The organism is Lysinibacillus sp. BPa_S21, from assembly GCF_023337795.1.
Classification (GTDB): Bacteria; Bacillota; Bacilli; order Bacillales_A; family Planococcaceae; genus Lysinibacillus.
In genome coordinates this window covers 410,768-436,685 of sequence record NZ_JALIRS010000001.1, presented here as the reverse complement: position 1 = coordinate 436,685, position 25,918 = coordinate 410,768, and the positions used below count along the sequence as shown (strand labels likewise).

Here is a 25,918-nt window from a genome sequence, read left to right as displayed (position 1 = left end):
ATTGATACTATCATTTTTATCACACATTTAATACTAGAGTCAATTAATTTTTTGAATTTTTATGTATTTCCCTCTTATTTTTCGTACTTTCGCATACATTTTTATACATCACAATAAAACTAGGCTCACATTGTTGGTGAAACCTAGTTTTTTATTTCAATCAAACTATATCGCGAATTTTCAGTCTCTTGTATTCAATAAGACCCAAATCCTAGAAAGTTTTCAGAAAAGGTGATCCATGAAAATATTAAGGGTTCTTACTGTTTTTATTTAAGGGCAGACTTTCTAAACGGTCAATAAGTTGTTGCAGGCTTTTTTCGTCTGTGGCGTACTGTCTGACATCCTCTCCAACTAATTTGTCTACCTGTTCTCTAGTAAACGTAAAGCTATTAACTATATCATCGCTTTGACCCGAGCTGTCCACAATCGAATAGGTTATACTATCGATGTTATCAATCAGGCTTAAGAGGACTATGGCATTACGATGAAAAGCTTCGCCATTTATGTTCCTCTCTTCTTTCCTACTTATAGAATCCTTCATTCTATAATTGATCGTCACTCCATAAGGCTGAACCTTCGTTTGAAGTGCCATGTTCCATTGATAATCTGTTGGATTGGGCATTCCACCGATGAGCCCGCCTACTTTAGTAGCATTACCTACATAAAGTGTTTTGTTCTCTATTAGCTGATCAATATTATATCCTGATGGTCCCTGTGACGTTTGCTGCAAAGGCTTTGGATTGGCAGTACATCCTACAACTAAAGCCATAATAACAATCATATATGCTGCAATTGTTCTCTTAGAAGCTTGACGGTAAGTAAGAATATTTTTAATTCTTGCTTTCACATTGCTCTCTCCAAAAGCAAGCGGACTTCCGGTTGGAAACCTTTTATTGCTGATGGAAAGAGTAAGCAATGAGGTTGAGTAGCTTCTTTTAATCTGGTTGCCCATCTTATTAACGACACTCTCATCGCAGGACATCTCCATATCCTTACTCATCAACGCGTAAGATAACCACATGAGCGGATTAAACCAGTGAATGATCAGCATGATAAATGCCAAAGGTTTTATGAGATAATCACGCCTCATAATATGAATCTGCTCATGAAGTAAAATGTAAGACAGCTCATGATCACTCATGCCGATTGGGATGTATATTTTCGGATTCAGAAAACCAAGAACAAAGGGTGTTGCAATCTGGTCAGTCTCATAAATATTATCTTTGACAAGTGTTGCAGTTCGAACTCTAACTACTATTTTGAAGTACGATATAATGCTGTAAAGTAGCAGTATAACTACACCTGCTATCCAAATTATACTTGCAATCCAGATAATGATTTGCATAGGGTTTGTACTTGCCATCGGAGTAGCCACTGGAAGAGATGAATTTATAAAATGACTTACTTCTTTAATGCCACCATCTACAACAGGCGTTTTCTGCATACCAATTTCCGCTGGCACAAATTCCAGGAAACCCGTGCCTGTTTTATCCTGAGGTTTCACGAAACGTAATATACTAAAGCTTGAAGCGAAACTAACGGGAATAATCAGTCTGATTGCTACGGCCACCCATAGAATATAAGAGAATATTTTAGGAGCGCGCTTCAATAGGAATCTCGCCATGATCACAGCTAGTGCGACAAAACTTGCAGTAATGCTCATATTAAGGATTATAAGAAACAGGTTCATTCTTTCGTTGCCTCCTCAATAATCCGCTTCAACTCTTCCGCTTCCTCATTCGAAAGTCCCTTTTCACCTAGAAAAGCAGTTAAAAACTGTGGCAAGGAACCATTGAAGGATTTTTCAACAACCATTTGGCTTTCGTATTTCAGTGCGTCCTCTTTTTTAACGACGGCTGTGACCGTTGCCTTCTCATTTCTAAGGATTCCACGCTTACATAATTTTCTTAAAACAGTATAGGTCGTGGACTTTTTCCAGCCAAGCTCTGTTTCGCACAGCTTAACAAGATCAGTAGAATTAATGGGCTCATGATCCCAAATCAGACATGCAAATTTGTATTCAGCATCGAACAATTTATACGGTTCCATTCTAATCGTCCTCCTAAGTTTATCGTAGTAAACCTCTTGTTTGTGAGTTTATTGGAATAAACCTCTTTTGTCAACAATTAGATTTTATTTTTCGAATACTGTTCCAGAAATTCAACGACTATATATCGCTGTTTCTGCTCAGTACGATTTGTTGAAATCATTTTGCTTGTAATTGTTGCTACCTATGCTTCAATCCATTGCCCAAAAGAAATGACCCACATAACTGCATTATTTATTTTTAACAAAATATGTTACTCTAACATTATAAGGGAGGGATATTTTGTTAAATTCCTTTAGCAAATATACAAAATATGTAGTGCTACTCATTTTTATAGTTAAAATAATTTCTTTTGGTATTCCTGAATATGTAAAGCCTATTTTTATTTATGAATATTTTATATTTTTCGGATTTAGTTATTTATTTGCTATTCTTCAAGATTTTTTTAATCCAAGTGAAAAAACAGATATTTACCTACGTGTAGCCATCATCATCAGTTCTATCGTCATGTTGTTTACTTCAATCTACTATAAAGCCACGTTCTCGTTTACTTTTTCTGTAATAATATTCATTTCGTTTAGTTACTCATTATATTTAGCAATCAAGCAAAACAAAGTGTACAAGCAACAGGATTAATACCTTTGCTTGTTTGGTTTGTTGACATAAAAACAACAATTAGGAAGCAATCTTTAGGAATAGACCTCATCCCTACTTAAATACTATCTAATCCCAGATGTTCCCCTCTTTCAAATCTATATATTGATATCCAGTGGCTTGATAGAGTCACCTATGATACGATTACCAAATAAACAACTTCATTTGTTTTTTATGAGCGTTAGTGAAATCAAGTGAACAACAACTTAAAAGGATGATAATCAATTGAGTAACGAACAAAATAACAGTAAATTTATATACACTTATGTCCATCATGTTGACGAATATGATCTATGTAGAATGGAGATGCGTTCATTTTTTAGTCTGGATACCCCATCAAACTTTATAATAAGCGATATTAAAATTGATCCAAGCCGCAGTCCTTTTATACAAGATAGACTGGAAGTGCTATATGAAGATAATAGTTTAGAGAACATCAAGTCATTGGTGAAGGCGATAAAAAATGAAGCCACTTTTAAAGTAGTTTGTTTAAATAGTATGGATATTGGTGAAGAGAAGAAAATTCATCTGCCAGAGCGTCGATTGATAGAACGTGAGGTAGGATTGTGCATAGAGGGCGAACCAGAACTAAATGATCCTGCAATTGTATATGGTCTAATTATAATCGATGGCATATGGTATTTTGGAAAGCATATGAAGAGTGTATCCATTTGGCGTAAACATTTACACAAGCCACACAGTTATTCCACGGCACTTAGTACTAGAGTAGCTCGTACGGTTGCGAATATCGCGGTTCCGCAGCCTCAAAATATTCGTGCAATCGACCCTTGTTGTGGTATAGGGACAGTCGTAATTGAAGCCCTATCCATGGGGATTAATATTGAAGGTCGAGATATTAATTACAATGTCTGTCATGGTTCCAGAAAGAACATCACTTATTTTGGGTTGACAGGCAACATTACATTAGGTCCAATCTCCGAAGTGAAGGAACATTATGATGTCGCTATCATTGATTTACCCTATAATTTATTTACGCATACCTCCACCGAAGATCAATTCAATATTTTAAAACATGCTCGACGCATTGCAGATAAGGTAGTTGTCGTTACTATTGAAACAATTGATGACATGGTAGAAGATGCCGGTTTTGTTATAGCTGATCGATGTGTTGCTAAAAAGCAATCGTTTTTACGACAAATTCTATTATGTGAATAAAGACACGTACTATCTATCCAAATACGGTCACTGAGCTACGCCCTTTCCGTTCTTTCACGTAAAAGTCTTCTGGCAGGAAATGATTGAATCGCTTCAAAGGCGATTTGCAATGAGAAAAAAGTAAACCACCTAACAGCTTGCAAAACCGAGGCAGGTTTACTTTTTTGTGTAAAAGTATATGACAGTGTTATTGCTTTTTAACTCCATAAAAAAACAAGATTTGAAATTGATGATAAAGTAATTACCAAGCCTTATTCAATCTATCGTGTACCTTTAGAATCATTATTGATTAAAAAATATATTTTTTTAATCGCTAATATAAAAAAACTCCATTTTGAAAAATCATTGATCTTTATCTTTTTAACTTAGTATGAGATTTTTAAAAAAAGTTTGATTATTTTTATTCAACTAAACCCCCTGTTTAAAAACAACAGCAAAGCTTATTAAACAATCGCGCCTTATTGTTATTAATCACAAAATATAAAAAAGTGCAGACTGTATACATACGTTGTAATGAAGTAAACTATATTATAAAAAGTACAAAATGATTTTGTACCTTAGTTTAACTTTTCAATAGGAGTTGGAGAATTGCTGAATATAAGGTAGGAATTATTAAGAAAAGAAGGAGAGATACAATGTTCGATCAAGCTGCGTTTTTTATTTTTAGAGCCCTGGTAATTCTAACGGTTTTGGTTGTTGTGTTTGGAATCCCTCTTGGGGATACACTGCTTAGAAGAAAATAAGACTGCATCCAAATGGATGTAGTTTTTTGATTTTACATCTTGTTTCGTTTCTGATTTCGTTTGTTTGTAGGGGCATCTGAACCAGGAAACCGACGTCGGAAGCATTCCAAAACGCTTAATTACGCTACTTATTCCATGACTAATAGCTTCTCCTGTACATTTCGCAATAATCCATTATGCTATTTTCCTTATAGTTATTTTCTGAAACACAGGCTCCCCGTCCTCCTTTTATTTCTTCATCCGTATGATTTTTAATCTGACGCTTCCTTTTATTGAATATACCATTAATTTTGTACTTCATTGATTCTGCCTCCCTTCAAACTCACCCGGATCAAATCATTAATTTATTTTTTTAAAACTGTCCTAAGCAAAACGCTCAATCATTATTAAATCATACTAATTTTCACACCCTGTTATTGTATGCTATCTTTGATCTAGTGACTGGACTGTTCCCTAGAAGTATTAAAGGTAATTTGAAAACGTTTCATACAAGTCGGGGAAAGTTGTTTTACACCCTCACACTTGGTTAACCATTACTTCTATCTTCGTAATTCTTGTAATTTGTAAGCTATATCAATAATTTTGATACTATTAAAATCAGATATAAATGAGGAGGTTTTAAAAAATCAAGTTAAATCGATTCAAGATATTAGAGACAAAAAAGATGACACTCAAAGTATTAACTTTCGGTTTCTTGGTCTTATTATCATACTTAATTTACTGGGGCTATTTTGAAGAAAATCTCTTAATTGAAAAGAAGTACACTTCTGGAGATAAAGAAGTAATAATTAATGAATATGGAAATGATATTATCATAGGTTCACCAGCAGTTAAGATCTACTTTAAAAAAGATGGAAAGACTAAGAAAACTAAAAAAATTGACGTTGATAATTTAAAGGAGTCTAACTTTTTATAACATAAGAAAGTACTTCCTTGTTAGGCACAAAAAAACCAATTACCGATTAAGGGTCGGCAACTGGTTTATAATTGGGACCAGGTGTAGATAATTATATAAATTAAATCCTTTTCATTCGGCCAAAGTACTTGCTGGACACCTCTTATTCCCGAAAAAATTCTAATAAAAAGAGCCCGCTTCAATTATCAAATTTAGTTTTAAATCCTGTACCCCAATAACTTCAACAAAAAAAGCGTCAACCCTTCTTGGATCAACGCCTTATTTTCTATTAAATACTTTTTATTCCTGATCAAACCATAGTAGCTCTTTATCGTCAACGTCGCCATTATAATTGATTAGAATTTCATCTCCAGCTTTAATATCTGTGTAAGCAAAGAAGTCAAATGTTTGATTTTTAAAATTAATTTCATAAATTGCATTTGGTTCATAAGAATGGTTAAACAACATTCCATAACCAAGAAGGATTGCAGATCGACCTATCCCATACTCAAAAGCGTAATCACCGAGTAGGGTTTGTTCGATGTATTGATGCTGTTCGTTTGGATAAGAAATGACAGGTGCTTCGTGAAAAAGCTGTCCTTTTTTAATATCACATGTAGCAAATATCCCTCTATTGAATTCTCCATCACTTATTGGAGATGTTTTTACTTCAATCATGTTTGTTCTCCTACTCACTTTTAAAATATTCTTTGTAGCTGTAAACATTGAACTTTTTTTATTAGCTAGTTCATTTAAATACATTGTTTATCATTGATTAGCGTGATTCTTTTGGGGGTTGACAGACGTCGCATTTACGTTGGTGTTTATTTTTAAACTTTGTAAATGTTTTTTCAAATTTATTACCACATGCACATTTCAATAATAACTTTTGAGAAAAACCATGATATTCCGTCGTTAGTAACTTACTTTCCGAATTAGTCTCAACAAATTCTTTAATTTTATCAATCGTCCATTTTTTATTCAATCTCTTACACCTCTATATTTTATCTCTATGCGGAGGCTTTTTGGCATCCGTTCAGTTATAAGGAACGTCTTAATACCCTTAAGTTATTCATTATAACATGAACTGGTATATATTTAAACAGCTTCAAGATATCGTTATCGAATCTCTCTATTGTAACAGCGCTTTCTATTATCCAACGTTATGAATGGCGGCAATCTTGAAATTTGGATATTCTACTGATCTAGACATCAAATCCCAATCATATGCTTCAGTTCTTCATATGGCACATATCCAATAATTGGTTCTCGTAGTTTATTATGAATAATCAATCGAGAATGAGGAATGCCCATTACCTTATATTCCGCTGCAATATCTGGGCTTTTTTCAACATTCACCCTTATAATTTTCACCTTACCACTGAATTCTTCATTAAGTTCTTTAAGCACCCCTTTGAACATTTTACATGGGCCACACCACTCTGCCCAAAAATTTATTAACACAATCTTTTTAGTTTTTAAGTGCTCTCGTAATTCTTCCTTTGTTGTTACCTGTACAATTGACATCATTCTTTTCCTCCCTTTTGAAAATAAAAATCTTGAAGTTATAATATGCCATTAATTATTATTAGACCCTACTCTTTCCCTTTTGTTTCACATTAAAGACCTATAATGTCTATAAGTAAGCACTTTGAATCTTTTAGCAGCAATGGCTATTAATTAAATCTGGCCCTTTGACAGCCTCACCCTATTGATAAACATTTTTTCTGAGGTACGTCCCATCTGATCCACTTCAATGCTACCACTTTCATTTAAATGGCAAGCGAGCTGCTCTGCAAATTGATTTGGACATACAAAGTTAAGTACTATTAAACTGCCAACTTTTTCTATTTCATTGAATGTTCAGTAATGTTTCAATATCGGAGTAAAGTTCACCTGTTGCCAAGATAATTCTCTCAGGAACATACTTAACTTCTTCTAATTTGAGGTTTTTATTTATTTTTTAATACGGCAAGCATCTGAAAAATCTGTCCCCTATGATAGGCCTCGTGTTCGAGGAGATGATAAATAACCCACTCAGGTGTGACATCGTAATGGGGAAGTTTTCTAGATTCACGCCAATCCTCTACGTCCATAGTACGAAAATGGAAAAGCAGTTCATCACGTACACATTGTAGACGATATAGATGTTCGTCTAAAGTTTGATCCTTTATGTGGCTCAAGGTGCCATCCATGTTACGGTCCTCTTGAGGAAATAAGGAACGAATCTGTGAATTCCATTTACCGCCAAGAACCTCTTCATAGAGCCAGTCTGCCTCAATTAAGGCAATATGATATAATAACGATCCGATTGAGTGACCGTTTAATTTGGCATCAAGCTGTTCCTGACTTATGTCTGATACTTTTTTTATAAGCGTACGCCGAACATCTTCCAAACACCCTATCCATCGACCAATCTCTGGCTCAAAATCTGATAAGGGAACGACAACTAAATTTTCTCTCTTCATCTCTTTCTCCTCCGCATTCCTGAAAATTTGTGTTTGCTACTTGCACCTATATGTTAATAGCAGTATTTCTTTAATTTTTACGATCTCATTTAGAAAGATTATAGTGTAGAAAGGTCTATGAATGGTCTATAATCAAAGATAATATCAGATTGTTTTGTTAAGAAAAAAAGAAGGTGCGATGTATTGCAAGAACATAGTGTAACGAGCCATTCATTTTCACTTGCTCGTTTAGCGAAATATTATAGTTTTGGGATGATATTAAGTATTGTAACTTTGTTATCGATTGAATCCGGGGTAAAGGCTCATCTGACATTTTCATTGAAAACGCTCCTTATTATATTATTCCTTTCACCTTGTTTTTATTTTTTTAATAACTTGTTTCGAGATTTTAATAAAGCAGGTTTTCGGATGAAAGGAATATATTTTGTAGTAACAATGGTCGGTTTAGTATTAGGTCTATTTGTTTGTGCATTTCTTTTTGGAATGGAAGCAGAATTATTAAATTAAAGATTTGAACTTCGCTACTCAAAAATAAACGTATTCAAATTTTGAATACGTTTATTTTTTGTAAAGAAAATCTCCCGATAGTTGAGGTATATAGCTGTATTACTAAATCATTGAATGCTTTCTATGAATTACATTTGTCTCTTTCTTTCTATAAAGTACATTCTTTGGATTGATCATGATGACTAAAACCGCTAAAACAAAATAAAAAATGGCATTATACATGAGTAAATCAATTAATTTTCCATTTATTAAGCCCAGAAAAAAATTAAAGAATTGGTGGATGATGATTGGGACGATTAAATTTTGATTTAAATTATGAAATGCTGTCATGACGATCTTAGTTGACATGATTGCAATCATAAAGAGTAGAATATATTTGATTAAATCAATGCCCACAAGCCCTGTAGTAAACCATATAGGTAGATGCCACATCCCCCACCAAAACCCTATAATGATTGAAGCTTTTAATGGCGAATGCTTCTTTTGGAGCTCCATTTGAGCGAAACCTCTCCACCCTATTTCTTCTCCTAGAGGCCCAGAAAGGAGATGATTAAAAAAGTAATAAATTAGCATTCCCCATGAAGAAACAGTTAAAATTGAGTCTACTTCACTAGTATTAGATACAATAAACAAAATCATCAAAAATATGAAAGCTTGAATCATCATTGCCATAAAAATGACAGAAAACTTAAGTTTATTCTTGAATTGATCTTTTACAAATTGTATAAAACTTTGCCTAGGATAGATTTTTTTAAATAATATCGCAAAAGCAAATGTTGAGGACCAAGCTGATACACAGAGCATGACATCAAAAATCCATTTAGGAAGACCCACCATGCTGATGAGTCCTACAAGACAAAAAAGCGGTAAAAAAATGATATTGGTTAGTACTATAAAACTTGCTACTGGTTTTTTTAGTTTCTTTTCGTTATTCATACATATGCCCCCGCTTCAAACTCGTAAATATATTTAACAATATCTTTAGCTTAAACCTGGGGGTTGCTCACAGGTCAATACTTTTACCATCTCAAAATCCCACGAAAAAAATACCCTTCAAAGACATTGAAGGGTAAAAAATATATTCTTTCTATTCATCGAAATATGTAGTTTTAATTTTTTTCTCGTCCAAAAATTTTTCGATTTTTAGTTGCTGCCTGCCGTTCGCTTTAGAAAAATGCTCTGAAGCAAAATCTGTTATTTCTGTCAAACTACCATTTTCAACTGCTCCAACAATTTCCTCATCAAATTGTGTTAAAGTTGCCCGAATTGATGAAACAAATTCATAAATTGTCTTTGAAGGTTCTTTATAATCATCTGGGATACTATTATTACTTATAAAATCATTAAAATTCGTATCATTCTTTTTCCCTTCATCTATTAATTTATTTAATGTTTCCCGATCCGATTCAGTAGCATCCTCATATTCATAAACAATTGTCTCCATTTCTTTATCGATGACATGACTATAATCCATATACTTTTTTATACTTGCTTTCATTTCATCTTCAGTAATAGTTTCGTTCTTTTTAGTAGAAACGAATAGATCATCTGGAATTTTAGCAGATACATTGCTTACGGCATTTCCCTTACTTTCTTTATTGCTTGCTTCATCGCTTGCTTCATTAGACATGTATCGTTTGAACAAGCACACATCAATACAATCGTGAATGCCATTAATACATAAAAAGTAAATCTTTTCATTGTAGTCTCCTTTTCAACTAGCCGTTTTTTTTATATTGCTAAAGCTATTGGTTCCTTTTTAATGTTTACAGAACCACTCCCTACCTTAAATCGATATTCAATTGTTGAATTAAAATGCTTACCACCAATAGTAAACTTCGCAGTTGAACAATTAGTTGTATGCTCATCATACTTAAAATACATATTCATCCATTGTCAGCATCCTTATTCATAACATATCAAATGGTTTCTACATGACGCCATAGTGTACTAGCTAAATAGTACACTATGACTATTAAGTTTTCAAGCATTAAATTCAAAAAAAAGGAAGAGCTATTTAATAATTGGCTCTTCCTTCATTAAATCATGTTGAATAACGTATGCTTAGGTAGCAACAATAATATTCACTCGATAGGTGCATAAGTCTCTAAAAATACACGTTCAAGACCATCTTCATAAGTGGTCAGTAATAGATTTATATAAACTTTTCCCAGTAGTGCATACCCTTTTTCTATTGCAAATTTTCTTAAATTCGCTTCCACACGTTGATCAATATTCTCTCCACCAGTTGACCATCTTCCATCTTCAATAATTGTATAAAGACATTTTGGATGTGATAGAATTTCACCTTCTATTGCTCCATCAAAATCCTCCACTTTTCTTACAATAATAAACTTATCCCCTATAATACCTTCTTCATTGAAGCTGATGACTCTTCTTAAAGATGTGAGTGTAACTGCTTTTTTTAAGCTGTCTGCATTCTTTTTTAAAGTGTCGTATTCATCATATGCTGTAAAATGTTCTATTTCTCCCTTTATTGCTAAAGGTTTCATTTCCTTCACTATGAATTTTCCTAAGAATTGTTTGATTTGCTTACAATCTTCTTTTACTATTTGAATCTTTTTCAATAGCATTTTTTTATATTCGATTTCCAGTAAAACCTCTTGTTCTTTTTCTTCTAATAATGATTGAATGCCATCAATACTCTTACTCTTTCTTAATTCCTGGATTTTTTTAATTTCAATATCAATTTCTCTGTAGAAATTTACTGTTGTAATATCATAGATATCAAAATGATTATATTTTCTATACCCATTCTCAATATTTTGCTTTGGCTTTACTAATTCCTTTTCCTCATAAAATTTTAAGGTATCTCTAGATACACCTAAAAAATTAGCTACTTGCCCAATTGTGTACATGATACTCTCCTTTATAAAATCTCCTTATTGATGAATTTTTGATTCTTCTATTCAATCATTGTAGTTGTAGTTTTTATTTTACATTTACATCAAAAACAAAAGTCTCTTTTCCTTTATTCCATGTTACCTTAAGTTCATAAATATAATATCCTTCTTTAGATGGCATTGTTATTTTATTATCATTCATTTCAACATTATCAGTTGTACCATCTTCATTCTGTTTAGTTATTGTTATAAAAGAAGGATTTTTTTCAATTTCAAATTTTAATATATCTTTTTTATCGACATCTATTGTTTCAAAATCATCGGCTAATTCATTTAGATCACGCGAACGCAATTCTGTTATTTTTACATCCCCATCATCCCATTCGAAATTACTTGGAATCATTGTATATGGTTCTCCGTTCACAATAACTTTGCCTTCAGGCTGACTAAACGTATCGTTTTGAAAACCGTTACAACCACTCAAAAGAGTAACCATCAAAATGGATAAAATTATTTTTTTCATTTCAACACCCCTATAAATAAATTTATAGACTCAATCATCGTAAATGTGTTCTTCAGTATCCTTTTAAAAACACGAAAATGTAATTGTCTACCCTAGCTGGTTTGCTGACCACCACACCATAAGTTGTTATGGGAAATGGAGTAATAGATGAAATCCTATACAGTATTAATGGATATCTTGCCTCTTTTCTAAGCTTAAAATGTCAATATAGACCATTCATCTATAATGATACATGAACAAACTTGCTAAAGGAACTCATTGTGCATTAACATAGTTAAGCAATGATATGTGACTGTATCCATTACTCTTACACAATCTTGAAATTATTTTTACTAAAGGAGTGGTAGAATTGGCACGTGTTTTATTTATAAATGCTGGATCAGAAGGACATATCAATCCAACGATTGGAGTTGTGCAGGAGCTAATTTCACGTGGAGAAGAGGTCGTGTTCTTTACGATAGAAGCTTTTCGCGAGCGTATAGAGAAGACAGGAGCAACAGTACGCACAATAGATGGTCAAAAATTTATAAAAGCTTTTATCTCAGGCGGAAGAAATCATTTATTAGAAAGAGTCAACGGTCTTTTACTTACTGCAGATATCGTCATACCTAGTGTTCTTGAACAAATTAAAGGAGAGCATTTTGATTACATCATCCATGATTCTATGTTTGGTTGTGGCCGTATACTTGCCCAAATCCTGAAGCTTCCGGCAATCAGTTCATGTACCTCTTTTGCTGAGACAAAAGAATCTTTCGAAAAAACTTTAGAACATCTTTCACAAAATGTCCCAAATGAAGATTTAACAAGGATCCATAATGATTTTTTAAAACTAACGACAAAAATCAAAGAAAAATATGGTGTTGAAATCCATTCTCCATATGAAGTATTTTGTAATCCCGCACCGCTTACAATCGTTTATACAACTAGAGAATTTCAACCTTTTGGAGAAGCATTTGACCCATCCTTTAAATTTATAGGTCCATCCATTTCCTCACGGTTAACACAAGCAAACTTCGACCTTTCTGCGATCAAGGGAAAACACCCTATTTATATTTCACTCGGTACGGTCTTAAATCAAGCCATTGATTTCTATAAGTTGTGTATGAAGGCATTCGGGAATACTGAGCATACCGTTGTCATGTCGATTGGGGAACAAACATCACTTGAAGCATTAGGAGAGATTCCTGAAAATTTCATAGTGAAAAATTATGTTCCACAAACCGAATTGCTACAATACACTAAATTATTTATCACACATGGCGGCATGAATAGCACCAATGAAGCTCTCTATAACGGGGTTCCGCTAATCGTGATCCCACTAAGTGCGGATCAGCCGATCATTGCTAAACAAGTTACCAACATCAGAGCAGGTATTCAATTACAAATGGAAAGTTTGACAGCCAATAAACTATATGAAGCTGCCAATCATGTGTTAAACACCCCTTCCATCCAGAATGCTGTTGTAAGCATTAAAGAATCCTACCAACATTCTGGTGGGTATCACAAAGCCGTTGACGAGATTTTCAAGTTTAAAAGTCAATACGGTATTTAAAAGCTACCATTATTGGCGGCTTTTCAACTCCAATACTCAGCTATTTTGTAAGCTCTTTATATGTATTAGCTCTCTATGAATAAAAAAAGAAAAGGAGAAAATGAAGTCACTTTTCTCCTTTTTATATGATTACTTGCTGTCGCTTCGCTTTCGCACAATAAACACTTGCTATTTCCCCACATCAACCTTAACGTTGAAGCTAGTTCGTCTCATTCCAAAAACACAACGAATATCAAAACCGCTTTTCATTCTTCACTATAATTAAAAACAGGAGTGATACATGATGAACAATATGATTCAAGATATGATTGATTGGATTGAAGAGCACCTGTTTGAGGGGTTTTCCCTGATGAAATTAAGCGAAGCAATGGGCTACTCTTCTTATTACTGTTCCTTTAAATTTCATCAAATAACAGGCATTAGCATTAAACGCTATATGACCCTACGAAAAACTTATCTGTCTTCAATCTCCCTTAGTGAAACAGATGCTAGGATCATTGAGATAGCAATAATGCATGGCTATTCATCGCAAGAAGCATTTTCTCGTGCTTTCAAGGAAATATTCGGCGTTACCCCTAATGCCTTTCGTTTAAGTCCTGAACCATTGCAATCTTATGTAAAGCTCACTATGAATGAAGCGAGGAGTTACTATATGGATATTTCTAAAAAATTAATAATTGAAGATTTACAAAAGCATGTGGATGAACATTTTGATCATGAAGTATTGAACATTTTAAATGGACAACATATGTATGAACAATTCAGTTCTCAACAATTAATGGGAAAAAGCGATTACGCACCATTTAATGAAGCGATGTGTGTACATGACACCGTTAAAACCATTTTTAGCGACTCATTCAAACAGGTTCGAGCGGCAGGACATGAAGTCTCATTAGCAGAATATGAGGCCATTACAGTTGCACCTCTTAAAAAGACCTTATTTTCAAAAGAATATCAATGCATCGTTCTTTGGTTTGGTGAAGATATGTTTTGTCAGATGAATTTAATAACCGTGTTAGCTTATTTAGAACAACTATCATTCAAAGGAACGATTTACTATCATGCGGTGAGAGAGCAAACATATGATGTGCAAGAAACTGACATAACATTAGGTAACTATTTTGATATATATAAAGCAGTATTAATAGACCACCGTATGCCAGATGTAGAATTAATGCCAGTTATGTATCAAGGAATCAAATTGTATTTAGAACTATTGAACAACGACAACGAAATCACAAAATATATTCAAACACATCAACATCTACCTCAAAATGAAATCGTACGAAACCTGCTACATCTCTTCCCTCAGTACGGTTTAGGGGATTCTCAATATTTAGCATTAATTAAAGCGACGAAAAAATAATGATTGAGCGCTGCTTACCTCACTCCCCTATAGGGCGATGAAGAATTGCTATCAAGCTCTTCATCGCTCATTTCAACACCAGGAAAAGTGCTTTGTAGAGAAAATTAAAATATTCTTTGTTTTCAAACAGCAACATTGACATTGCATCAGATTTCTATAATCTGTAATAATCCATGAAATTTGTAAAGTAATATGAAAACGAAGAATGGAGTGAATTGAATGAGGATTATTAAAGTTGTAGATTATAACCACAATTGGAGCAGCCTCTATCAGAAAGAAGAACGTTCTATTAGGGCTATCCTTCAAGAAGAATGGGTGAATAGTTTTCATATTGGAAGTACATCCGTTCCAGGTTTAAAAGCAAAACCAATTATCGATATTTTACTAGTAGTCAATGATATTCATAAATTGGATTCATTTTCTAAGCAATTTCAAGAGCTTGGATACGAAATTAAGGGTGAATTCGGGATAACTGGAAGAAGATATTTCCGTAAAGGTGGCGATCATCGCACACACCAAATTCACGCTTTTCAATATAACAACATTGAAGAAATAGAAAGACATTTAGCATTTAGAGATTATCTTCGAGAGCATCCCGAAATTTGCAGGCAGTATGGGGAACTAAAGAGCCAACTTGCCGAGCAGTGTATTGATGGCTACTGCAACGGAAAAGACGCTTTTGTCAAAAGTGTTGAAAAAGATGCTATTAAATGGCACTGGACTGTCCGTTAATAGTAATGTTCATTAGGCGTGTTGATTAGGAAAAATATAGCTTTATTATTGACCTTAAAATTTTTTTGAAAATGTATGCCCATTTTTAACTGATTGTAGCGGAGGGCTACTCGACTCTCGCGGGAAAGGAGTAGCCCGTAGCGGAAATCAGCCTCTTCGAATTAATCTGTCATTTTTCTCATAATCCATTCGATGGGCCCTCTTTTAAATTTATTTCTCCATAAGACAGAAAAGAAAATACTCGCTACGAAAAATAATATTGTAAATACTAATGAAAATGCTAACGTTTGGTTTTCTAACCGATTGAATAATGCCAATAGGCCAACACCATTGAATACATGACTTACATAATGCGTTAATGTTAATTGTCCTGTTTGAATAAGTGATTTTATCAACCATTGCTCAGCAAACTTTTCTACAATATATATAGAAGCAACAATAACAATAATCGCAGAAGCGGAATTTGATAAGATATATAAAATGTTTGGTGGAATTGGTCCAGTTTGAAACAAAAATTCTGCACTGTTACCATCTAATACCGACAGAGATAGTCGCATCAATACTTTTGAAAGTACCTCTATCGTTATAAGTGAAAATAAAGAAATGTATAACATTTTGTTTCTTACAGCTTTCTTCGATAAATCAAGTCTGCCAAAAATCATTCCAAGCAAAAAGAAACAGACCCAAGGGAATACTGGATGATACCCATTAAACAACAGATTTCTGATAAAACCTTCTATTGTCCAAAAATCAAGATATTCCATAAATAGTTGTTCTGGATGCCATCCTTTCAAATAATTCATTGTCACTTGTAAGATTTGCGAGGTAATTAAAAAAAGACTAGATAGGATGATCATGCGCTTTGTAGAAGCTACGATAAGAAACGATGCAATCAGCATATAAACACCATAATAATGGAGGATATCTCCAGTCCAATCTGCAACATATAAAAGTAAACCTAGAGTAAAAAGAAATGCGGAACGTTTCCATAATTTCACCCTATTTTCTTTAATAATAGAAAGTTCAGCGCCATCTCTAGCTTTTCTTGTCATTAAGGCGACTCCGATACCGGCCAACGTAACAAAAGTGGCTGACGCTCTGCCTTCAAAAAGTCCAGTAAACCATATAAGCCAATCTGGCCCGTTTCCTGCTGCTCCCATAATAATTTTAAAGTTAACGATAAGCATCCCAAACATAGCTAATGCTCGAGCGAAATCTAACCCTTCAATCCGCTTAAATTGTATCTGTTTGGCCATAAATGTTCCCCCTTCTTTAATTGCGCCCTTCTTCATACATCATCACTTTAAACTATAGGGTAGACCTAATGTCAAACCAACTTTGTTCGTGTTCAACTCTCCATTCATTTGCCCAATTATTCATGGGTAGAATGATGCTAAAACCCATACGTCGACAACTAAATTCTTATTATCACTTAAGTTTATTGTTTGACATTAGGCTAGCCTTAGAGTTTATATTTATCTAGAGAAGAGGGATATTATGGATGAAACAATTACAATAAATCAATTGGCTAAAATATTTAATATTAGCCATCATCAAATACGATATTACGAAGAAAAGGGGCTGTTATTTCCATCCTACACAGATCATAATAGATATCGAAAATATTCTCTTAAGGAAATTTATCAACTTGCTCAAATATTAATGTTGAGGCACTTAAATCTTTCAATCGCACAAATTAAAGAAGTTGTAACTTCGTATGAAAAAAATGATTATTTGAGTTTATTAGGAGATAAATCAAAAGAACTTTCAGAGGAAATAAACAAATTACAAAAGATTAAACAGGCCATTGATCACCATTATGTTACTATTACAAACAAAAAAGTAAATTCAACAAAATACTTAGAAGAGAGTCATTTAGAAAGACTAATCACTTTAAAAACGAATGAAACTTTATCAGCCAAAGATTTTTTAAAATTACAATTATCAACGCAATTTTTTTATAATGATATTATTTATGTTTTTGAAGAAGATGAATATCATATGTGTATAAAAACAGAACATCCAGCTGATTTCATCATGAATGAAGGTAACTATAGTTCTATATTTATTATGGGTGAAAATGATGATGAAATTGAGGAACAAATAGTATCCATTATCGACAAGAAAAATGGTCCTATCTATGTAATGGAGCTCTCAAGCGGCATTTTTACTAATAGTAATATTCTTGAATTAGAAGTTCTAATTCAAGAAAAAAGTGATAACTAATCGGGTAAAAATTTTGTTCATTGGGAAAATGATATGGGAAAAACCCAAAGAAAATAATTGTGAAATAAGCACTATTTTAAACGGCTCACATATTGAACAGAATCGTTCAACATACGAGCCGTTTTTTTACTATTATACATTCATGTCAGTAATAGCAGGAATATTGATCTCCTTCACACATGAAACTGGTGATAAATTAATCACACATTGGACAATGGCTACAATATCTTGTACAGGAATACGTGTACCTTCATACAACTTAATTGCTTTTTCAGCCCTTTCTTCAAAAGGTACTTCAGTAGCAAGTTCTCCTGGATTTATACACGTTACAGCGATCTTATCTTTTCTCACATGCTCGCGTAAAGCATTCGTAATGCCTCGTAAGCCAAATTTAGATGTCACAAATGAAACTTGCGCATTATTCGAATGATCTAAACCTGCTGTCGATCCTATTAAAATTATTTTCCCATTTTCCGCTTGTCTTAAATTAGGTAGTAGTGCCTGAATATATTTAATTGTGGAAGTTACATTAATATTTATTAAGTTTGCAATATCCCCAACTTCATCTTTATCAAACGTATAGTCATCTTCAAAACCATGCTTTTCCCATACTCCAACATTGTAAATACATACATCTATAGCAACGCCTTGTAAAGCTTCTTTTAAAGCTGGAATATGTTGTTGACTAGATAAATCAATAGTCAGCCATTTACGATTAACGCCATCATCTAGATCTAAACTACTTGGTCGTGTTCGAGAAACCACCCATACTGTATCTCCTTTAGTTGGTAACCCCTTTACAAATGCATCACCTAATCCTTGGCTTGCTCCAAATATAATATAGTTCTTGCTCATCCAATCACCCCTTCTATATAACTACAACTTAAGTATAGTTAATATAAAAAATAGTGATAACTAATGTGATTTATGGAAACATTTAGGTGTTTAAAAATACGTATGCTTTTTCATGTTAAACTTATTTCACCCAATACGTTGTACAATCGTCATTTCGATCTAGGAAACCATATTCAATTAAGTACCTTCTTATAGATACATAATCACTATAAATAGGCTTTAAAATCTCATTTACTTCTTTTTCGCTATATTTACGCCCTACCTCAAACTTCGTGACAATGTATTGCAGTAAAATAATTTTTCGTTTTTCTTTACTTGGAAAACTTTCAATAGGACCATCTAAGCCATGTTTAAAATACGTCGCTAGTACTTTTTCTTTCTCATCTACTGTAATCGCAAAACGCTCATCCACCTGTGTTGCCCCCTTATGAATTGGCTCGTATACTTTTGTTGTTTCTAAAGCCTGCATAATTGCGAGAAAAACTTTTGCCTGTTTTTCTTTTTCTTTCAATTTAAATCGATGCTGTCGAATTGTTGAAATACTATTTGCGGAAGTGCTATTAATAATTTCCTTATCTGGCGCCCCTGTTGCAAATAACTTCAGCAATTCGGTTTGGATATCTGATAGCCCAGTATCCTTCTTATTTAATTGAAGTAACGCTTCAAACACAGAGATATGTTCTTTCTCAATATGGAGATGAATAGCTTTTTTAGCTGTAAAGAAACGACCCTCTATGTTGAATACTTCTTGGCCATCAAAAATTTCTTTACAAAATATACATTCATATGCTTCCCCTGTGTCTACATACCCCCTCGATAATTCATCAATAGTCAAATCAGTTAAACTCATAAACAAAACCTCTCTTTGTTCATCATTTAATAAACAATATATAATAAGTTTATTTATTTGTAAACAACGATAACATTTGTTTATCAAAAAAGAAAAATCTATTTTGATAATAATTAATCAAAATAGATTCCTCTCAGGCCATAAATCCCTATTTAATAAAAGGAATTTATCAATTTTGTTATTCAAAATCTTTTACCCCTAGCAATACATGCTACTTACACTAGGATTAATCATTTTTAGGGATGAACCAATAATTATCTTTGTTATTTTTATCCATGTATTTTTTAAACTTCGGAGAATGATAGGCGTCCTTTACTGCTTTTGCCCATTTAGTTTCTTGATTTTTTTCAGCTACTACTGCTACTAACTCGTAATTTTTCACAACATCTTCTTGCAATATTGCCTTTTTCGCATCAATCCCTGAAGAATATACAATACTTCCTGGAATTACACCATAATCCAAGTCTTCTATTGTTCGTGGGATTTGAGCCGATTCCATTTCTTTAATTTCTAAATCATATTTATTTTCAACGATATCCTGGACTGTTGCTTGACTGGGATTTACACCTTCTTTAATTTTTATCCAACCAGCTTTTTGTAGAATCGCATAGGCTCTTGCTGCGTTTGATGGATCTTGTGGAATACCAATTATGTCACCTTTTTTAACAGAATCTAATGATGTCTTTTTACCAGGGAATAAAGCCGCTGGAACTGTCGGCACAGCTGTTAAAGCAGCAAGAGTGGAGCCACTTTCCTTATTGAAATTATTCATATATGCTGTATGTTGGTCTACATTTAGATCAATCCCACCATCCGCTAATGCAACATCCGCTTGACGTAAATCTGTAAATTCTGTGTCTTCTACTTTATACCCTTTCTCTTCAAGAATTGGCTTTACAGCCTTTAAAAATAATTCACTATACGGTCCTGGTGACGTACCGACTTTAATTGTTTTCTTATCATCCGAAGAGCTTGAACTAGAATCTGATTTTCCGCAAGCTACTAAAAAAATAGCAAGCGATACTAAAAGAAATGCTGAAATATATTTTTTCATAAACGTAAGACTCCTTTTTTATTGATGTCTAATTTTTTTGGCTAAATAACTTCCGAGCGTTTGGATAATTTGCACGATTATTATTAAAATAACGACCGTTAAAATAATGACAAATGTATTAAAACGTTGATAACCATATGATATTGCTAAATTCCCTATACCACCGCCACCTACTGTACCAGCCATTGCAGTTGCGCCAATCAATCCAATTGTCGCTGTTGTTAACGTTAATATAATAGAAGCAAGTGCTTCAGGAATTAAAAAATGTCGAACGATTTGTAAAGGCTTTGCCCCTAATGATTTAGCTAGTTCGATGATTCCAGGATTAACTTCTAGTAGTGAAGTTTCCACTAAGCGTGCAATAAATGGAGCAATGTAAATAATGAGCGGAACAATCGCCGCCTCTGTACCATATGTTTTTCCGACAATTAAGCGTGTGAATGGAACAATTGCTACAAGCAAAATAATAAACGGTAACGAACGAATAATATTAATCATAGAATTTAAAATGAAATAAGCAATTTTATTTTCTTTAATACCATTTGGTCTTGTAAGGACTAACAATAGCGCAAGTGGTAGCCCTAATAACGTTCCTATTAATAAAGATACTGAAACCATATAAACAGTTTCGATCATAGCCTGCCAAATTATATCAGGAGAAATCCGATTCATATGTTCACATCCTCTACAATGACATTAAACTCTTTTATAAATGCTTTCATTTCTTGAATGATTGACTCATTTGCAGAAAAAGCGATAGTAAAGATGCCTAAAGTAGTTCCCTCGAGTTCTGTCACATTGGCAGAGACAATATTGCTTTCTACATGATTGAAACGTTTATTTAGTTGAAATAATAACGAACTAGCTGTATTTTCTCCTAAAAACTTTAGCCGTAATAAAGTATACGATTGTTTATTTTTTTGATAAAAATCCAATAAATCTTTTGGAATTTTATGGGTAATAACCGTTTCTACAAAATCTTTTGACGTTGATTCTTTCGGTTGACCGAACACTTGAATCACATTTCCTGATTCAATTAATTGACCATTTTCCATCACAGCTACTTTATTACAAAGGTCACGAATAACTGCCATCTCATGTGTAATTAATAAAATCGTTATATTAAACTGTTCATTGACCCGTTTTAACAATTTTAAAATGGATTTTGTCGTTTTAGGATCGAGTGCAGAAGTTGCCTCATCGCATAATAAAATTTCAGGATTTGTGACCAATGCACGTGCTATCCCAACACGTTGCTTCTGACCCCCAGACAGTTGATTCGGATAATTTTTATCTTTATCTTCTAACCCTACAAATGAAAGCATCTCCTTTACTTTTCTATCGATTTCTTCTTTACTTTCATTACGAAGTTTTAATGGCAAAGCGACATTGTCAAATACATTTTTAGACTCAAGTAAATTAAAATGTTGAAAAATCATACTAATCTTTTTCTTATTGAAGATTTTCTCATTTGGACTTAATGTTTGAATATCCTTTCCGGCTACGATGATTTGTCCTGAAGTTGGATTTTCTAAGCCGTTCACCATGCGAATTAATGTACTTTTACCTGCTCCGCTATAGCCAATAATTCCGAATATATCTCCTTTTTGAACTTCAAGAGAAACATCATTTACAGCAGTTATTTTCTTTTTCTTTTGGTAAAATTCTTTTACGATATGTTTAAAAACAATCAAGGTATCATTCCTCCGATTCATTTGCTACTAAACTGAAAATATGGGCTTTTAATCGATTAAAAAATGATGTGCAATTTTTAGGAACATTTCCCCTGAATGTAACAGGGCTCGTTCATCAAAATCAAATTTTGGGTGATGATGAGGATACTGTGTATTTAGATCTTTATTATGAGCGCCTACATAAAAGAAATTACCGGGTTTTTCTTGTAAATAGTAAGCAAAGTCTTCCGCTCCTAACACCGGCTCCTTATGCATAAAAGCACTCTCTCCAAACTGTTCTTTCGTGAATCGCTCCACAATTGCAGCTTCTTCCACCGGATTAACTAGTACTGGATAACCATGGAGGTAATCTAATTCAAACTCTATATAATTAGTAATCTTTAATCCTTCTAATATGGCTCGAATCTCCTTTTCTATTTGTGCTCGAACATCTTTATTTAATGCACGAACGGTTCCTTCTAACATAGCTGAATCTGCAATTACATTGAAGGCATTACCTGCGTGAATACTTCCCACTGTTACAACAGCAGCTTCTGTTGGATTAATACGTCGACTAACAATTTGTTGTAAGTGTTGAACTAGTTGAGTTGCCGCAATTATGGAGTCTTTCGTTTCATGAGGCCGAGCTCCATGCCCACCTTTACCTAAAATTTTAATCGTAAAAGCATCAACTGAGGCCATGATTGCACCTGAAGCGGTTGACAGCTTGCCAATAGGAAGATCTGTCGCTAAATGTGCACCGAATATATAATCCACATCATCTAAAACCCCATCTTCGATCATAAATTTCGCCCCACCCGGTGGCTTTTCTTCCGCAGGTTGGAAAATAAATTTTGCTGTTCCATGAATACGATCCCTATGTTTTTGAAGAACTTTTGCCACCGCAAGTAATGCGGCAGTATGTCCGTCGTGTCCACAGGCATGCATAACGCCAGGCACTTTGGATTTATATGTAACTTCTTTTTGATCCTCGATAGGTAATGCATCAAAATCCGCGCGAAATGCAATCGTTTTTCCAAGTTCTCTTCCATGAACAATTCCAACTATACCTTTATCACCAACATCCTCTTGAACAGAGATTCCGTAACTTTTTAATGTATCAGCGATAAAACGGGATGTTTTTTCTTCTTGAAAAGAAAGCTCTGGGTTTTGATGTAAAAAGCGACGATTTCCTACGATTTCTTCAAATAAACCATCCAACTCTTTTGTAAGTGTCTCAATAGTCAATTCTTAACCCCTCCTTGAATTAGTTAATCATTCAATATATTCAGAACGATTAACACGATTTTAAACATATAAAACCAATAAGTCAACTATGTTTTATACATTTTATATTCACTCTAAACTAAAACAACCATCTAGCTTCGATTGATAATCGATGCCAGATGGCTGCAAAAGTCTGTCTATTAGATAAAGAAAAATGTTTATTAGTCTTCGTTATTTCGGCTTTATACTTCTCTAATCGTTTTTTTCACTTTGCCGATAGATGAAAATACTGCTTATTATGCTAAGCCCGCCAAATAACAAAATCCATATATTCTTAAATAAAAGCCCATAGATGGTCATTACACTACCAATAATTCCACTTGAAAAAGCACTGGATACTATGGACTTTTTTGTTGGTTTAGGGAATTGAATAGAGGTTCCCATATTTTTATTTCCCCATTTACAAGCCGCATCCATGATACTCTGTAGTTTGTCTAACATCTTTTTATCCTCCTATTTTTAGAATACGAAAAAGGAAAAGAATGCATTGGACAGAGCACCCAAAAAAGCCAACATTGAAAATGATAAACAAACCATTCCGCCAATCATTTTCGACCTCTGTTCTCTATTCTTTTTGGATATTAAAACTAACCCGAAGATTAGTAGGAAGATTGCTAAAATAATATTCAGCGCGATAAAGTACGGTGCTGTTTCTTTTAGAAAGTCTATAATACTCCAAAATAAACTCATTGATATCTCCTCCAATTGTATAGTTGATATTTAGCCTCTACTCAAAGATGCTTGCGACCAATTGCTTTGTCATAAATTGAAAGGCGGCTAAGTGATCACAGTTCTTCGAAATTCCTTCTTTACTGGCAACGCTTGAAAGAAGAACTGAGAAGGTAGAAAAAGCTAAATTTTCAGAGACTTTTAATTTAAGATTTGCTCGTTTGATTGCTGTGCGAAAAAGTTCACTACTATCAAATATTAGTTTTTCTTTCATTTCCTCCGAAAGTTTACTATAAAACGATGTGAAATCAACCGTTTTCACGTCATAAAGAAATGGTTTGCTTTCGTATTCATAGTAAAGCTGTATTATGGCTGTTTCAAAGCCGGACTTTTCAGGGCATTGTTCAATTCGCTCAATGAAATTTTCATAAATCGTATCTTGAATATCATACAGAACTTCAAAAAAAAGTTCTTCCTTGCTGGCATAAAAGTTATAAAAAGTACCTGTCGATATTTCTGCCTTTTTACACAATGCCCCAATACTTGTTTCTTTGTAACCCGGCGAAACCCAAAATGCCATACACTCATCTTTCAATTTACTTTTAATCAGAATTTTATCTTCTTCTGAAAAAACTTTCTTTCCTCTTGCCATAGATAAGCACCTCCTTGTTTATGAATATTTTATATGAATATTCATATGTTATATTCACATGATAGCATTAACGCCAAATTTTAACAAGGGGTTAAAAGCAACCATTTGAAAAATCACTCTAATCTTTGAATTCACTGTACAATAAAAAGCCAACGTTTTGAAAAAACGTCGGCATTTCTTTCATTTCGAAAAATTTATTATTTAATTTTTTGTTCTTAAGTATTAGCTTAATACATTTTCAACAATCCTTCTCATCAATAAGAAAAGCTGCCTTTGACTTTGGCAGCTTGATCTTATCTTTTAGTAGCCATGAACCCTTAGCAAGCCACGAAAACCCCTTTCAGCATATTAAAGATTCTGCTCCATTGTAGAACATAACTCAACCTTTTTCTCTTGCCCTCTGTGTATCTCTTATATTCTTTTGAACTGTTATAGCTGCAAATAAACTAAGAACAAACGCCATACCATAAAATCCTTTTTCACTTAAAACAATGCTTCCTGCATTGTATAAACCGATGGCCATTAATGCAATCGATACAATAAGCGCGAACCAACTAATACCATAATAAATATGAGTAACTGCTACTCCCTCATCTTTATCTCTAACTGCTTTTTGTAAAGATATCGCTGAATAGAGTCCGAACACTAAAACTGCAAAGTAAAATCCCTTTTCATTCAATTGCATCGTTGCGTTAAACAAACCTATAAGATAAGATGCAACACCTACTAATAGCGCTGCCCACGAAGCCCCTTTAAAGGCCGGAGTCGGTTCTCCTTCTTTCCTTTCTTCCTTCACTTTTAAATCATTTCGTTTCTCTTTATCTATTAAGACTTCATTATCATCTTTCAAATTTCCGCCTCCATCATTTAGTCTAATAAAAATGGAGCACCCGAGACACTGAAGTGCACCCATAGCCCTGCAAAATGTACCCGCCATAAAGTTAAACAAGAAAAAACGGTCTTCGCTATTAAAGTATATGCACATTAGCATGAAGACTTCACAATCTTTAAGTTTTCGCGATTCGCCATAATGGGGATCGAAATTGGCTTTGTGCTTGGCCAGGCACAAGAACGACTGCTCTTAAGAACATTCCCACTCCGTAAATTTAATAAGAAACTTCTTTA

General features: G+C 33.7%; 30 protein-coding genes. 7 read left to right on the top strand and 23 right to left on the bottom strand.

The genetic code is table 11. The features are described 5' to 3' along the window. Window positions 1-247: 247 nt before the first annotated feature. Both MOK21_RS02180 and MOK21_RS02175 read right to left on the bottom strand, forming a co-directional pair. Complete coding sequence (locus tag MOK21_RS02180) at window positions 248-1,690, bottom strand: M56 family metallopeptidase (protein WP_249072338.1); 1,443 nt, start codon at window positions 1,688-1,690, stop codon at window positions 248-250. Continuing rightward, window positions 1,687-2,049, bottom strand: a complete 363-nt coding sequence (locus tag MOK21_RS02175) for a BlaI/MecI/CopY family transcriptional regulator (RefSeq protein ID WP_249072337.1) — start codon at window positions 2,047-2,049, stop codon at window positions 1,687-1,689. The genes MOK21_RS02180 and MOK21_RS02175 overlap by 4 nt, the downstream gene beginning before the upstream one ends. 877 nt (window positions 2,050-2,926) lie before the next feature. Here MOK21_RS02175 and MOK21_RS02170 point away from each other — a divergent pair. Further along, window positions 2,927-3,877 carry a TRM11 family SAM-dependent methyltransferase gene (locus tag MOK21_RS02170; RefSeq protein WP_249072336.1) on the top strand — a complete coding sequence of 317 codons (951 nt, stop codon included), beginning with the start codon at window positions 2,927-2,929 and terminating at the stop codon, window positions 3,875-3,877. An 882-nt stretch (window positions 3,878-4,759) separates the two neighbouring features. On the opposite strand, the gene MOK21_RS02165 is transcribed toward MOK21_RS02170, so the two are convergent. Beyond that, entirely contained in the window at window positions 4,760-4,921 is a 162-nt protein-coding gene (locus MOK21_RS02165) for a hypothetical protein (RefSeq protein WP_249072335.1), read from the bottom strand. 363 nt (window positions 4,922-5,284) lie between these two features. On the opposite strand from MOK21_RS02165, the gene MOK21_RS02160 reads away from it, so the two are divergent. Continuing rightward, window positions 5,285-5,536 (top strand): hypothetical protein, encoded by a 252-nt coding sequence (locus MOK21_RS02160; protein WP_249072334.1) that lies wholly within the window; start codon window positions 5,285-5,287, stop codon window positions 5,534-5,536. A gap of 279 nt (window positions 5,537-5,815) precedes the next feature. Here the strand turns inward: MOK21_RS02160 and MOK21_RS02155 are convergent, their stop codons facing one another. From MOK21_RS02155 to MOK21_RS02140, 4 genes are all read right to left on the bottom strand, one after another. After that, window positions 5,816-6,193, bottom strand: a complete 378-nt coding sequence (locus MOK21_RS02155) for an SET domain-containing protein (RefSeq protein WP_249072333.1) — start codon at window positions 6,191-6,193, stop codon at window positions 5,816-5,818. A 97-nt stretch (window positions 6,194-6,290) separates the two neighbouring features. Next, window positions 6,291-6,500 carry a hypothetical protein gene (locus tag MOK21_RS02150; RefSeq protein WP_249072332.1) on the bottom strand — a complete coding sequence of 70 codons (210 nt, stop codon included), beginning with the start codon at window positions 6,498-6,500 and terminating at the stop codon, window positions 6,291-6,293. A 227-nt stretch (window positions 6,501-6,727) separates the two neighbouring features. After that, window positions 6,728-7,045, bottom strand: coding sequence for a thioredoxin family protein (locus tag MOK21_RS02145; RefSeq protein ID WP_249072331.1), 318 nt, complete (start codon window positions 7,043-7,045; stop codon window positions 6,728-6,730). A gap of 422 nt (window positions 7,046-7,467) precedes the next feature. Continuing rightward, window positions 7,468-7,983 carry a DinB family protein gene (locus tag MOK21_RS02140; protein ID WP_249072330.1) on the bottom strand — a complete coding sequence of 172 codons (516 nt, stop codon included), beginning with the start codon at window positions 7,981-7,983 and terminating at the stop codon, window positions 7,468-7,470. Window positions 7,984-8,166: 183 nt separating this feature from the next. On the opposite strand from MOK21_RS02140, the gene MOK21_RS02135 reads away from it, so the two are divergent. Next, the gene (locus MOK21_RS02135; protein WP_249072329.1) at window positions 8,167-8,490 is read left to right on the top strand and encodes a hypothetical protein; all 324 of its coding nucleotides are present in this window, start codon (window positions 8,167-8,169) and stop codon (window positions 8,488-8,490) included. Window positions 8,491-8,592: 102 nt separating this feature from the next. Here the strand turns inward: MOK21_RS02135 and MOK21_RS02130 are convergent, their stop codons facing one another. From MOK21_RS02130 to MOK21_RS02110, 5 genes are all read right to left on the bottom strand, one after another. Beyond that, window positions 8,593-9,426, bottom strand: coding sequence for a CPBP family intramembrane glutamic endopeptidase (locus tag MOK21_RS02130; protein ID WP_249072328.1), 834 nt, complete (start codon window positions 9,424-9,426; stop codon window positions 8,593-8,595). Between the two features lie 151 nt (window positions 9,427-9,577). Next, window positions 9,578-10,135 carry an NDxxF motif lipoprotein gene (locus MOK21_RS02125; RefSeq protein ID WP_249072327.1) on the bottom strand — a complete coding sequence of 186 codons (558 nt, stop codon included), beginning with the start codon at window positions 10,133-10,135 and terminating at the stop codon, window positions 9,578-9,580. A gap of 86 nt (window positions 10,136-10,221) precedes the next feature. Next, window positions 10,222-10,380, bottom strand: coding sequence for a hypothetical protein (locus MOK21_RS02120; RefSeq protein WP_249072326.1), 159 nt, complete (start codon window positions 10,378-10,380; stop codon window positions 10,222-10,224). Window positions 10,381-10,574: 194 nt separating this feature from the next. After that, entirely contained in the window at window positions 10,575-11,369 is a 795-nt protein-coding gene (locus MOK21_RS02115) for a MerR family transcriptional regulator (RefSeq protein WP_249072325.1), read from the bottom strand. A gap of 73 nt (window positions 11,370-11,442) precedes the next feature. Next, window positions 11,443-11,877 carry a membrane lipoprotein lipid attachment site-containing protein gene (locus tag MOK21_RS02110; protein WP_249072324.1) on the bottom strand — a complete coding sequence of 145 codons (435 nt, stop codon included), beginning with the start codon at window positions 11,875-11,877 and terminating at the stop codon, window positions 11,443-11,445. 349 nt (window positions 11,878-12,226) lie between these two features. Here MOK21_RS02110 and MOK21_RS02105 point away from each other — a divergent pair, with 349 nt between their 5' ends. The 3 genes from MOK21_RS02105 (at window position 12,227) to MOK21_RS02095 (ending at window position 15,527) form a co-directional block, all read left to right on the top strand. Next, window positions 12,227-13,429, top strand: a complete 1,203-nt coding sequence (locus MOK21_RS02105; RefSeq protein WP_249072323.1) for a macrolide family glycosyltransferase — start codon at window positions 12,227-12,229, stop codon at window positions 13,427-13,429. Window positions 13,430-13,712: 283 nt separating this feature from the next. Then, window positions 13,713-14,795: a helix-turn-helix transcriptional regulator gene (locus MOK21_RS02100; RefSeq protein WP_249072322.1), complete on the top strand. Its 1,083-nt coding sequence runs from the start codon at window positions 13,713-13,715 to the stop codon at window positions 14,793-14,795. 219 nt (window positions 14,796-15,014) lie between these two features. Then, entirely contained in the window at window positions 15,015-15,527 is a 513-nt protein-coding gene (locus tag MOK21_RS02095; protein WP_249072321.1) for a GrpB family protein, read from the top strand. Between the two features lie 161 nt (window positions 15,528-15,688). Here the strand turns inward: MOK21_RS02095 and MOK21_RS02090 are convergent, their stop codons facing one another. Further along, the gene (locus MOK21_RS02090; RefSeq protein WP_249072320.1) at window positions 15,689-16,783 is read right to left on the bottom strand and encodes a DUF418 domain-containing protein; all 1,095 of its coding nucleotides are present in this window, start codon (window positions 16,781-16,783) and stop codon (window positions 15,689-15,691) included. 241 nt (window positions 16,784-17,024) lie between these two features. On the opposite strand from MOK21_RS02090, the gene MOK21_RS02085 reads away from it, so the two are divergent. Further along, complete coding sequence (locus MOK21_RS02085; RefSeq protein WP_249072319.1) at window positions 17,025-17,753, top strand: helix-turn-helix domain-containing protein; 729 nt, start codon at window positions 17,025-17,027, stop codon at window positions 17,751-17,753. 132 nt (window positions 17,754-17,885) lie between these two features. Here MOK21_RS02085 and MOK21_RS02080 read toward each other — a convergent pair whose 3' ends face one another. From MOK21_RS02080 to yiaA, 10 genes are all read right to left on the bottom strand, one after another. Beyond that, window positions 17,886-18,608, bottom strand: a complete 723-nt coding sequence (locus MOK21_RS02080) for an SDR family NAD(P)-dependent oxidoreductase (protein ID WP_249072318.1) — start codon at window positions 18,606-18,608, stop codon at window positions 17,886-17,888. A gap of 121 nt (window positions 18,609-18,729) precedes the next feature. Next, entirely contained in the window at window positions 18,730-19,458 is a 729-nt protein-coding gene (locus tag MOK21_RS02075) for a DUF2087 domain-containing protein (RefSeq protein ID WP_249072317.1), read from the bottom strand. Window positions 19,459-19,684: 226 nt separating this feature from the next. After that, window positions 19,685-20,512, bottom strand: a complete 828-nt coding sequence (locus tag MOK21_RS02070; protein WP_249072316.1) for a MetQ/NlpA family ABC transporter substrate-binding protein — start codon at window positions 20,510-20,512, stop codon at window positions 19,685-19,687. A gap of 18 nt (window positions 20,513-20,530) precedes the next feature. Further along, window positions 20,531-21,184: a methionine ABC transporter permease gene (locus MOK21_RS02065; protein ID WP_249072315.1), complete on the bottom strand. Its 654-nt coding sequence runs from the start codon at window positions 21,182-21,184 to the stop codon at window positions 20,531-20,533. Then, window positions 21,181-22,206, bottom strand: a complete 1,026-nt coding sequence (locus tag MOK21_RS02060) for a methionine ABC transporter ATP-binding protein (protein WP_249072314.1) — start codon at window positions 22,204-22,206, stop codon at window positions 21,181-21,183. The genes MOK21_RS02065 and MOK21_RS02060 overlap by 4 nt, the downstream gene beginning before the upstream one ends. A gap of 48 nt (window positions 22,207-22,254) precedes the next feature. Next, complete coding sequence (locus tag MOK21_RS02055) at window positions 22,255-23,433, bottom strand: M20 metallopeptidase family protein (RefSeq protein WP_249072313.1); 1,179 nt, start codon at window positions 23,431-23,433, stop codon at window positions 22,255-22,257. A gap of 231 nt (window positions 23,434-23,664) precedes the next feature. After that, complete coding sequence (locus MOK21_RS02050; RefSeq protein ID WP_249072312.1) at window positions 23,665-23,913, bottom strand: hypothetical protein; 249 nt, start codon at window positions 23,911-23,913, stop codon at window positions 23,665-23,667. A gap of 18 nt (window positions 23,914-23,931) precedes the next feature. Next, window positions 23,932-24,162 (bottom strand): hypothetical protein, encoded by a 231-nt coding sequence (locus MOK21_RS02045; RefSeq protein ID WP_249072311.1) that lies wholly within the window; start codon window positions 24,160-24,162, stop codon window positions 23,932-23,934. A gap of 37 nt (window positions 24,163-24,199) precedes the next feature. Continuing rightward, window positions 24,200-24,793: a TetR/AcrR family transcriptional regulator gene (locus MOK21_RS02040; protein ID WP_249072310.1), complete on the bottom strand. Its 594-nt coding sequence runs from the start codon at window positions 24,791-24,793 to the stop codon at window positions 24,200-24,202. Between the two features lie 379 nt (window positions 24,794-25,172). Next, complete coding sequence (gene yiaA / locus MOK21_RS02035) at window positions 25,173-25,643, bottom strand: inner membrane protein YiaA (protein WP_249072309.1); 471 nt, start codon at window positions 25,641-25,643, stop codon at window positions 25,173-25,175. Between the last annotated feature and the right edge of the window lie 275 nt (window positions 25,644-25,918).

Bases quoted from the DNA above. Each gene is read 5' to 3' on its own strand.
- MOK21_RS02180 (WP_249072338.1), bottom strand. From the start codon at position 1,690: ATGAACCTGTTTCTTATAATCCTTAATATGAGCATTACTGCAAGTTTT.
- MOK21_RS02175 (WP_249072337.1), bottom strand. From the start codon at position 2,049: ATGGAACCGTATAAATTGTTCGATGCTGAATACAAATTTGCATGTCTG.
- MOK21_RS02165 (WP_249072335.1), bottom strand. From the start codon at position 4,921: ATGAAGTACAAAATTAATGGTATATTCAATAAAAGGAAGCGTCAGATT.
- MOK21_RS02160 (WP_249072334.1), top strand. From the start codon at position 5,285: ATGACACTCAAAGTATTAACTTTCGGTTTCTTGGTCTTATTATCATAC.
- MOK21_RS02155 (WP_249072333.1), bottom strand. From the start codon at position 6,193: ATGATTGAAGTAAAAACATCTCCAATAAGTGATGGAGAATTCAATAGA.
- MOK21_RS02145 (WP_249072331.1), bottom strand. From the start codon at position 7,045: ATGATGTCAATTGTACAGGTAACAACAAAGGAAGAATTACGAGAGCAC.
- MOK21_RS02140 (WP_249072330.1), bottom strand. From the start codon at position 7,983: ATGAAGAGAGAAAATTTAGTTGTCGTTCCCTTATCAGATTTTGAGCCA.
- MOK21_RS02130 (WP_249072328.1), bottom strand. From the start codon at position 9,426: ATGAATAACGAAAAGAAACTAAAAAAACCAGTAGCAAGTTTTATAGTA.
- MOK21_RS02120 (WP_249072326.1), bottom strand. From the start codon at position 10,380: ATGAATATGTATTTTAAGTATGATGAGCATACAACTAATTGTTCAACT.
- MOK21_RS02115 (WP_249072325.1), bottom strand. From the start codon at position 11,369: ATGTACACAATTGGGCAAGTAGCTAATTTTTTAGGTGTATCTAGAGAT.
- MOK21_RS02110 (WP_249072324.1), bottom strand. From the start codon at position 11,877: ATGAAAAAAATAATTTTATCCATTTTGATGGTTACTCTTTTGAGTGGT.
- MOK21_RS02100 (WP_249072322.1), top strand. From the start codon at position 13,713: ATGAACAATATGATTCAAGATATGATTGATTGGATTGAAGAGCACCTG.
- MOK21_RS02095 (WP_249072321.1), top strand. From the start codon at position 15,015: ATGAGGATTATTAAAGTTGTAGATTATAACCACAATTGGAGCAGCCTC.
- MOK21_RS02090 (WP_249072320.1), bottom strand. From the start codon at position 16,783: ATGGCCAAACAGATACAATTTAAGCGGATTGAAGGGTTAGATTTCGCT.
- MOK21_RS02085 (WP_249072319.1), top strand. From the start codon at position 17,025: ATGGATGAAACAATTACAATAAATCAATTGGCTAAAATATTTAATATT.
- MOK21_RS02080 (WP_249072318.1), bottom strand. From the start codon at position 18,608: ATGAGCAAGAACTATATTATATTTGGAGCAAGCCAAGGATTAGGTGAT.
- MOK21_RS02075 (WP_249072317.1), bottom strand. From the start codon at position 19,458: ATGAGTTTAACTGATTTGACTATTGATGAATTATCGAGGGGGTATGTA.
- MOK21_RS02070 (WP_249072316.1), bottom strand. From the start codon at position 20,512: ATGAAAAAATATATTTCAGCATTTCTTTTAGTATCGCTTGCTATTTTT.
- MOK21_RS02065 (WP_249072315.1), bottom strand. From the start codon at position 21,184: ATGAATCGGATTTCTCCTGATATAATTTGGCAGGCTATGATCGAAACT.
- MOK21_RS02050 (WP_249072312.1), bottom strand. From the start codon at position 23,913: ATGTTAGACAAACTACAGAGTATCATGGATGCGGCTTGTAAATGGGGA.
- MOK21_RS02045 (WP_249072311.1), bottom strand. From the start codon at position 24,162: ATGAGTTTATTTTGGAGTATTATAGACTTTCTAAAAGAAACAGCACCG.
- MOK21_RS02040 (WP_249072310.1), bottom strand. From the start codon at position 24,793: ATGGCAAGAGGAAAGAAAGTTTTTTCAGAAGAAGATAAAATTCTGATT.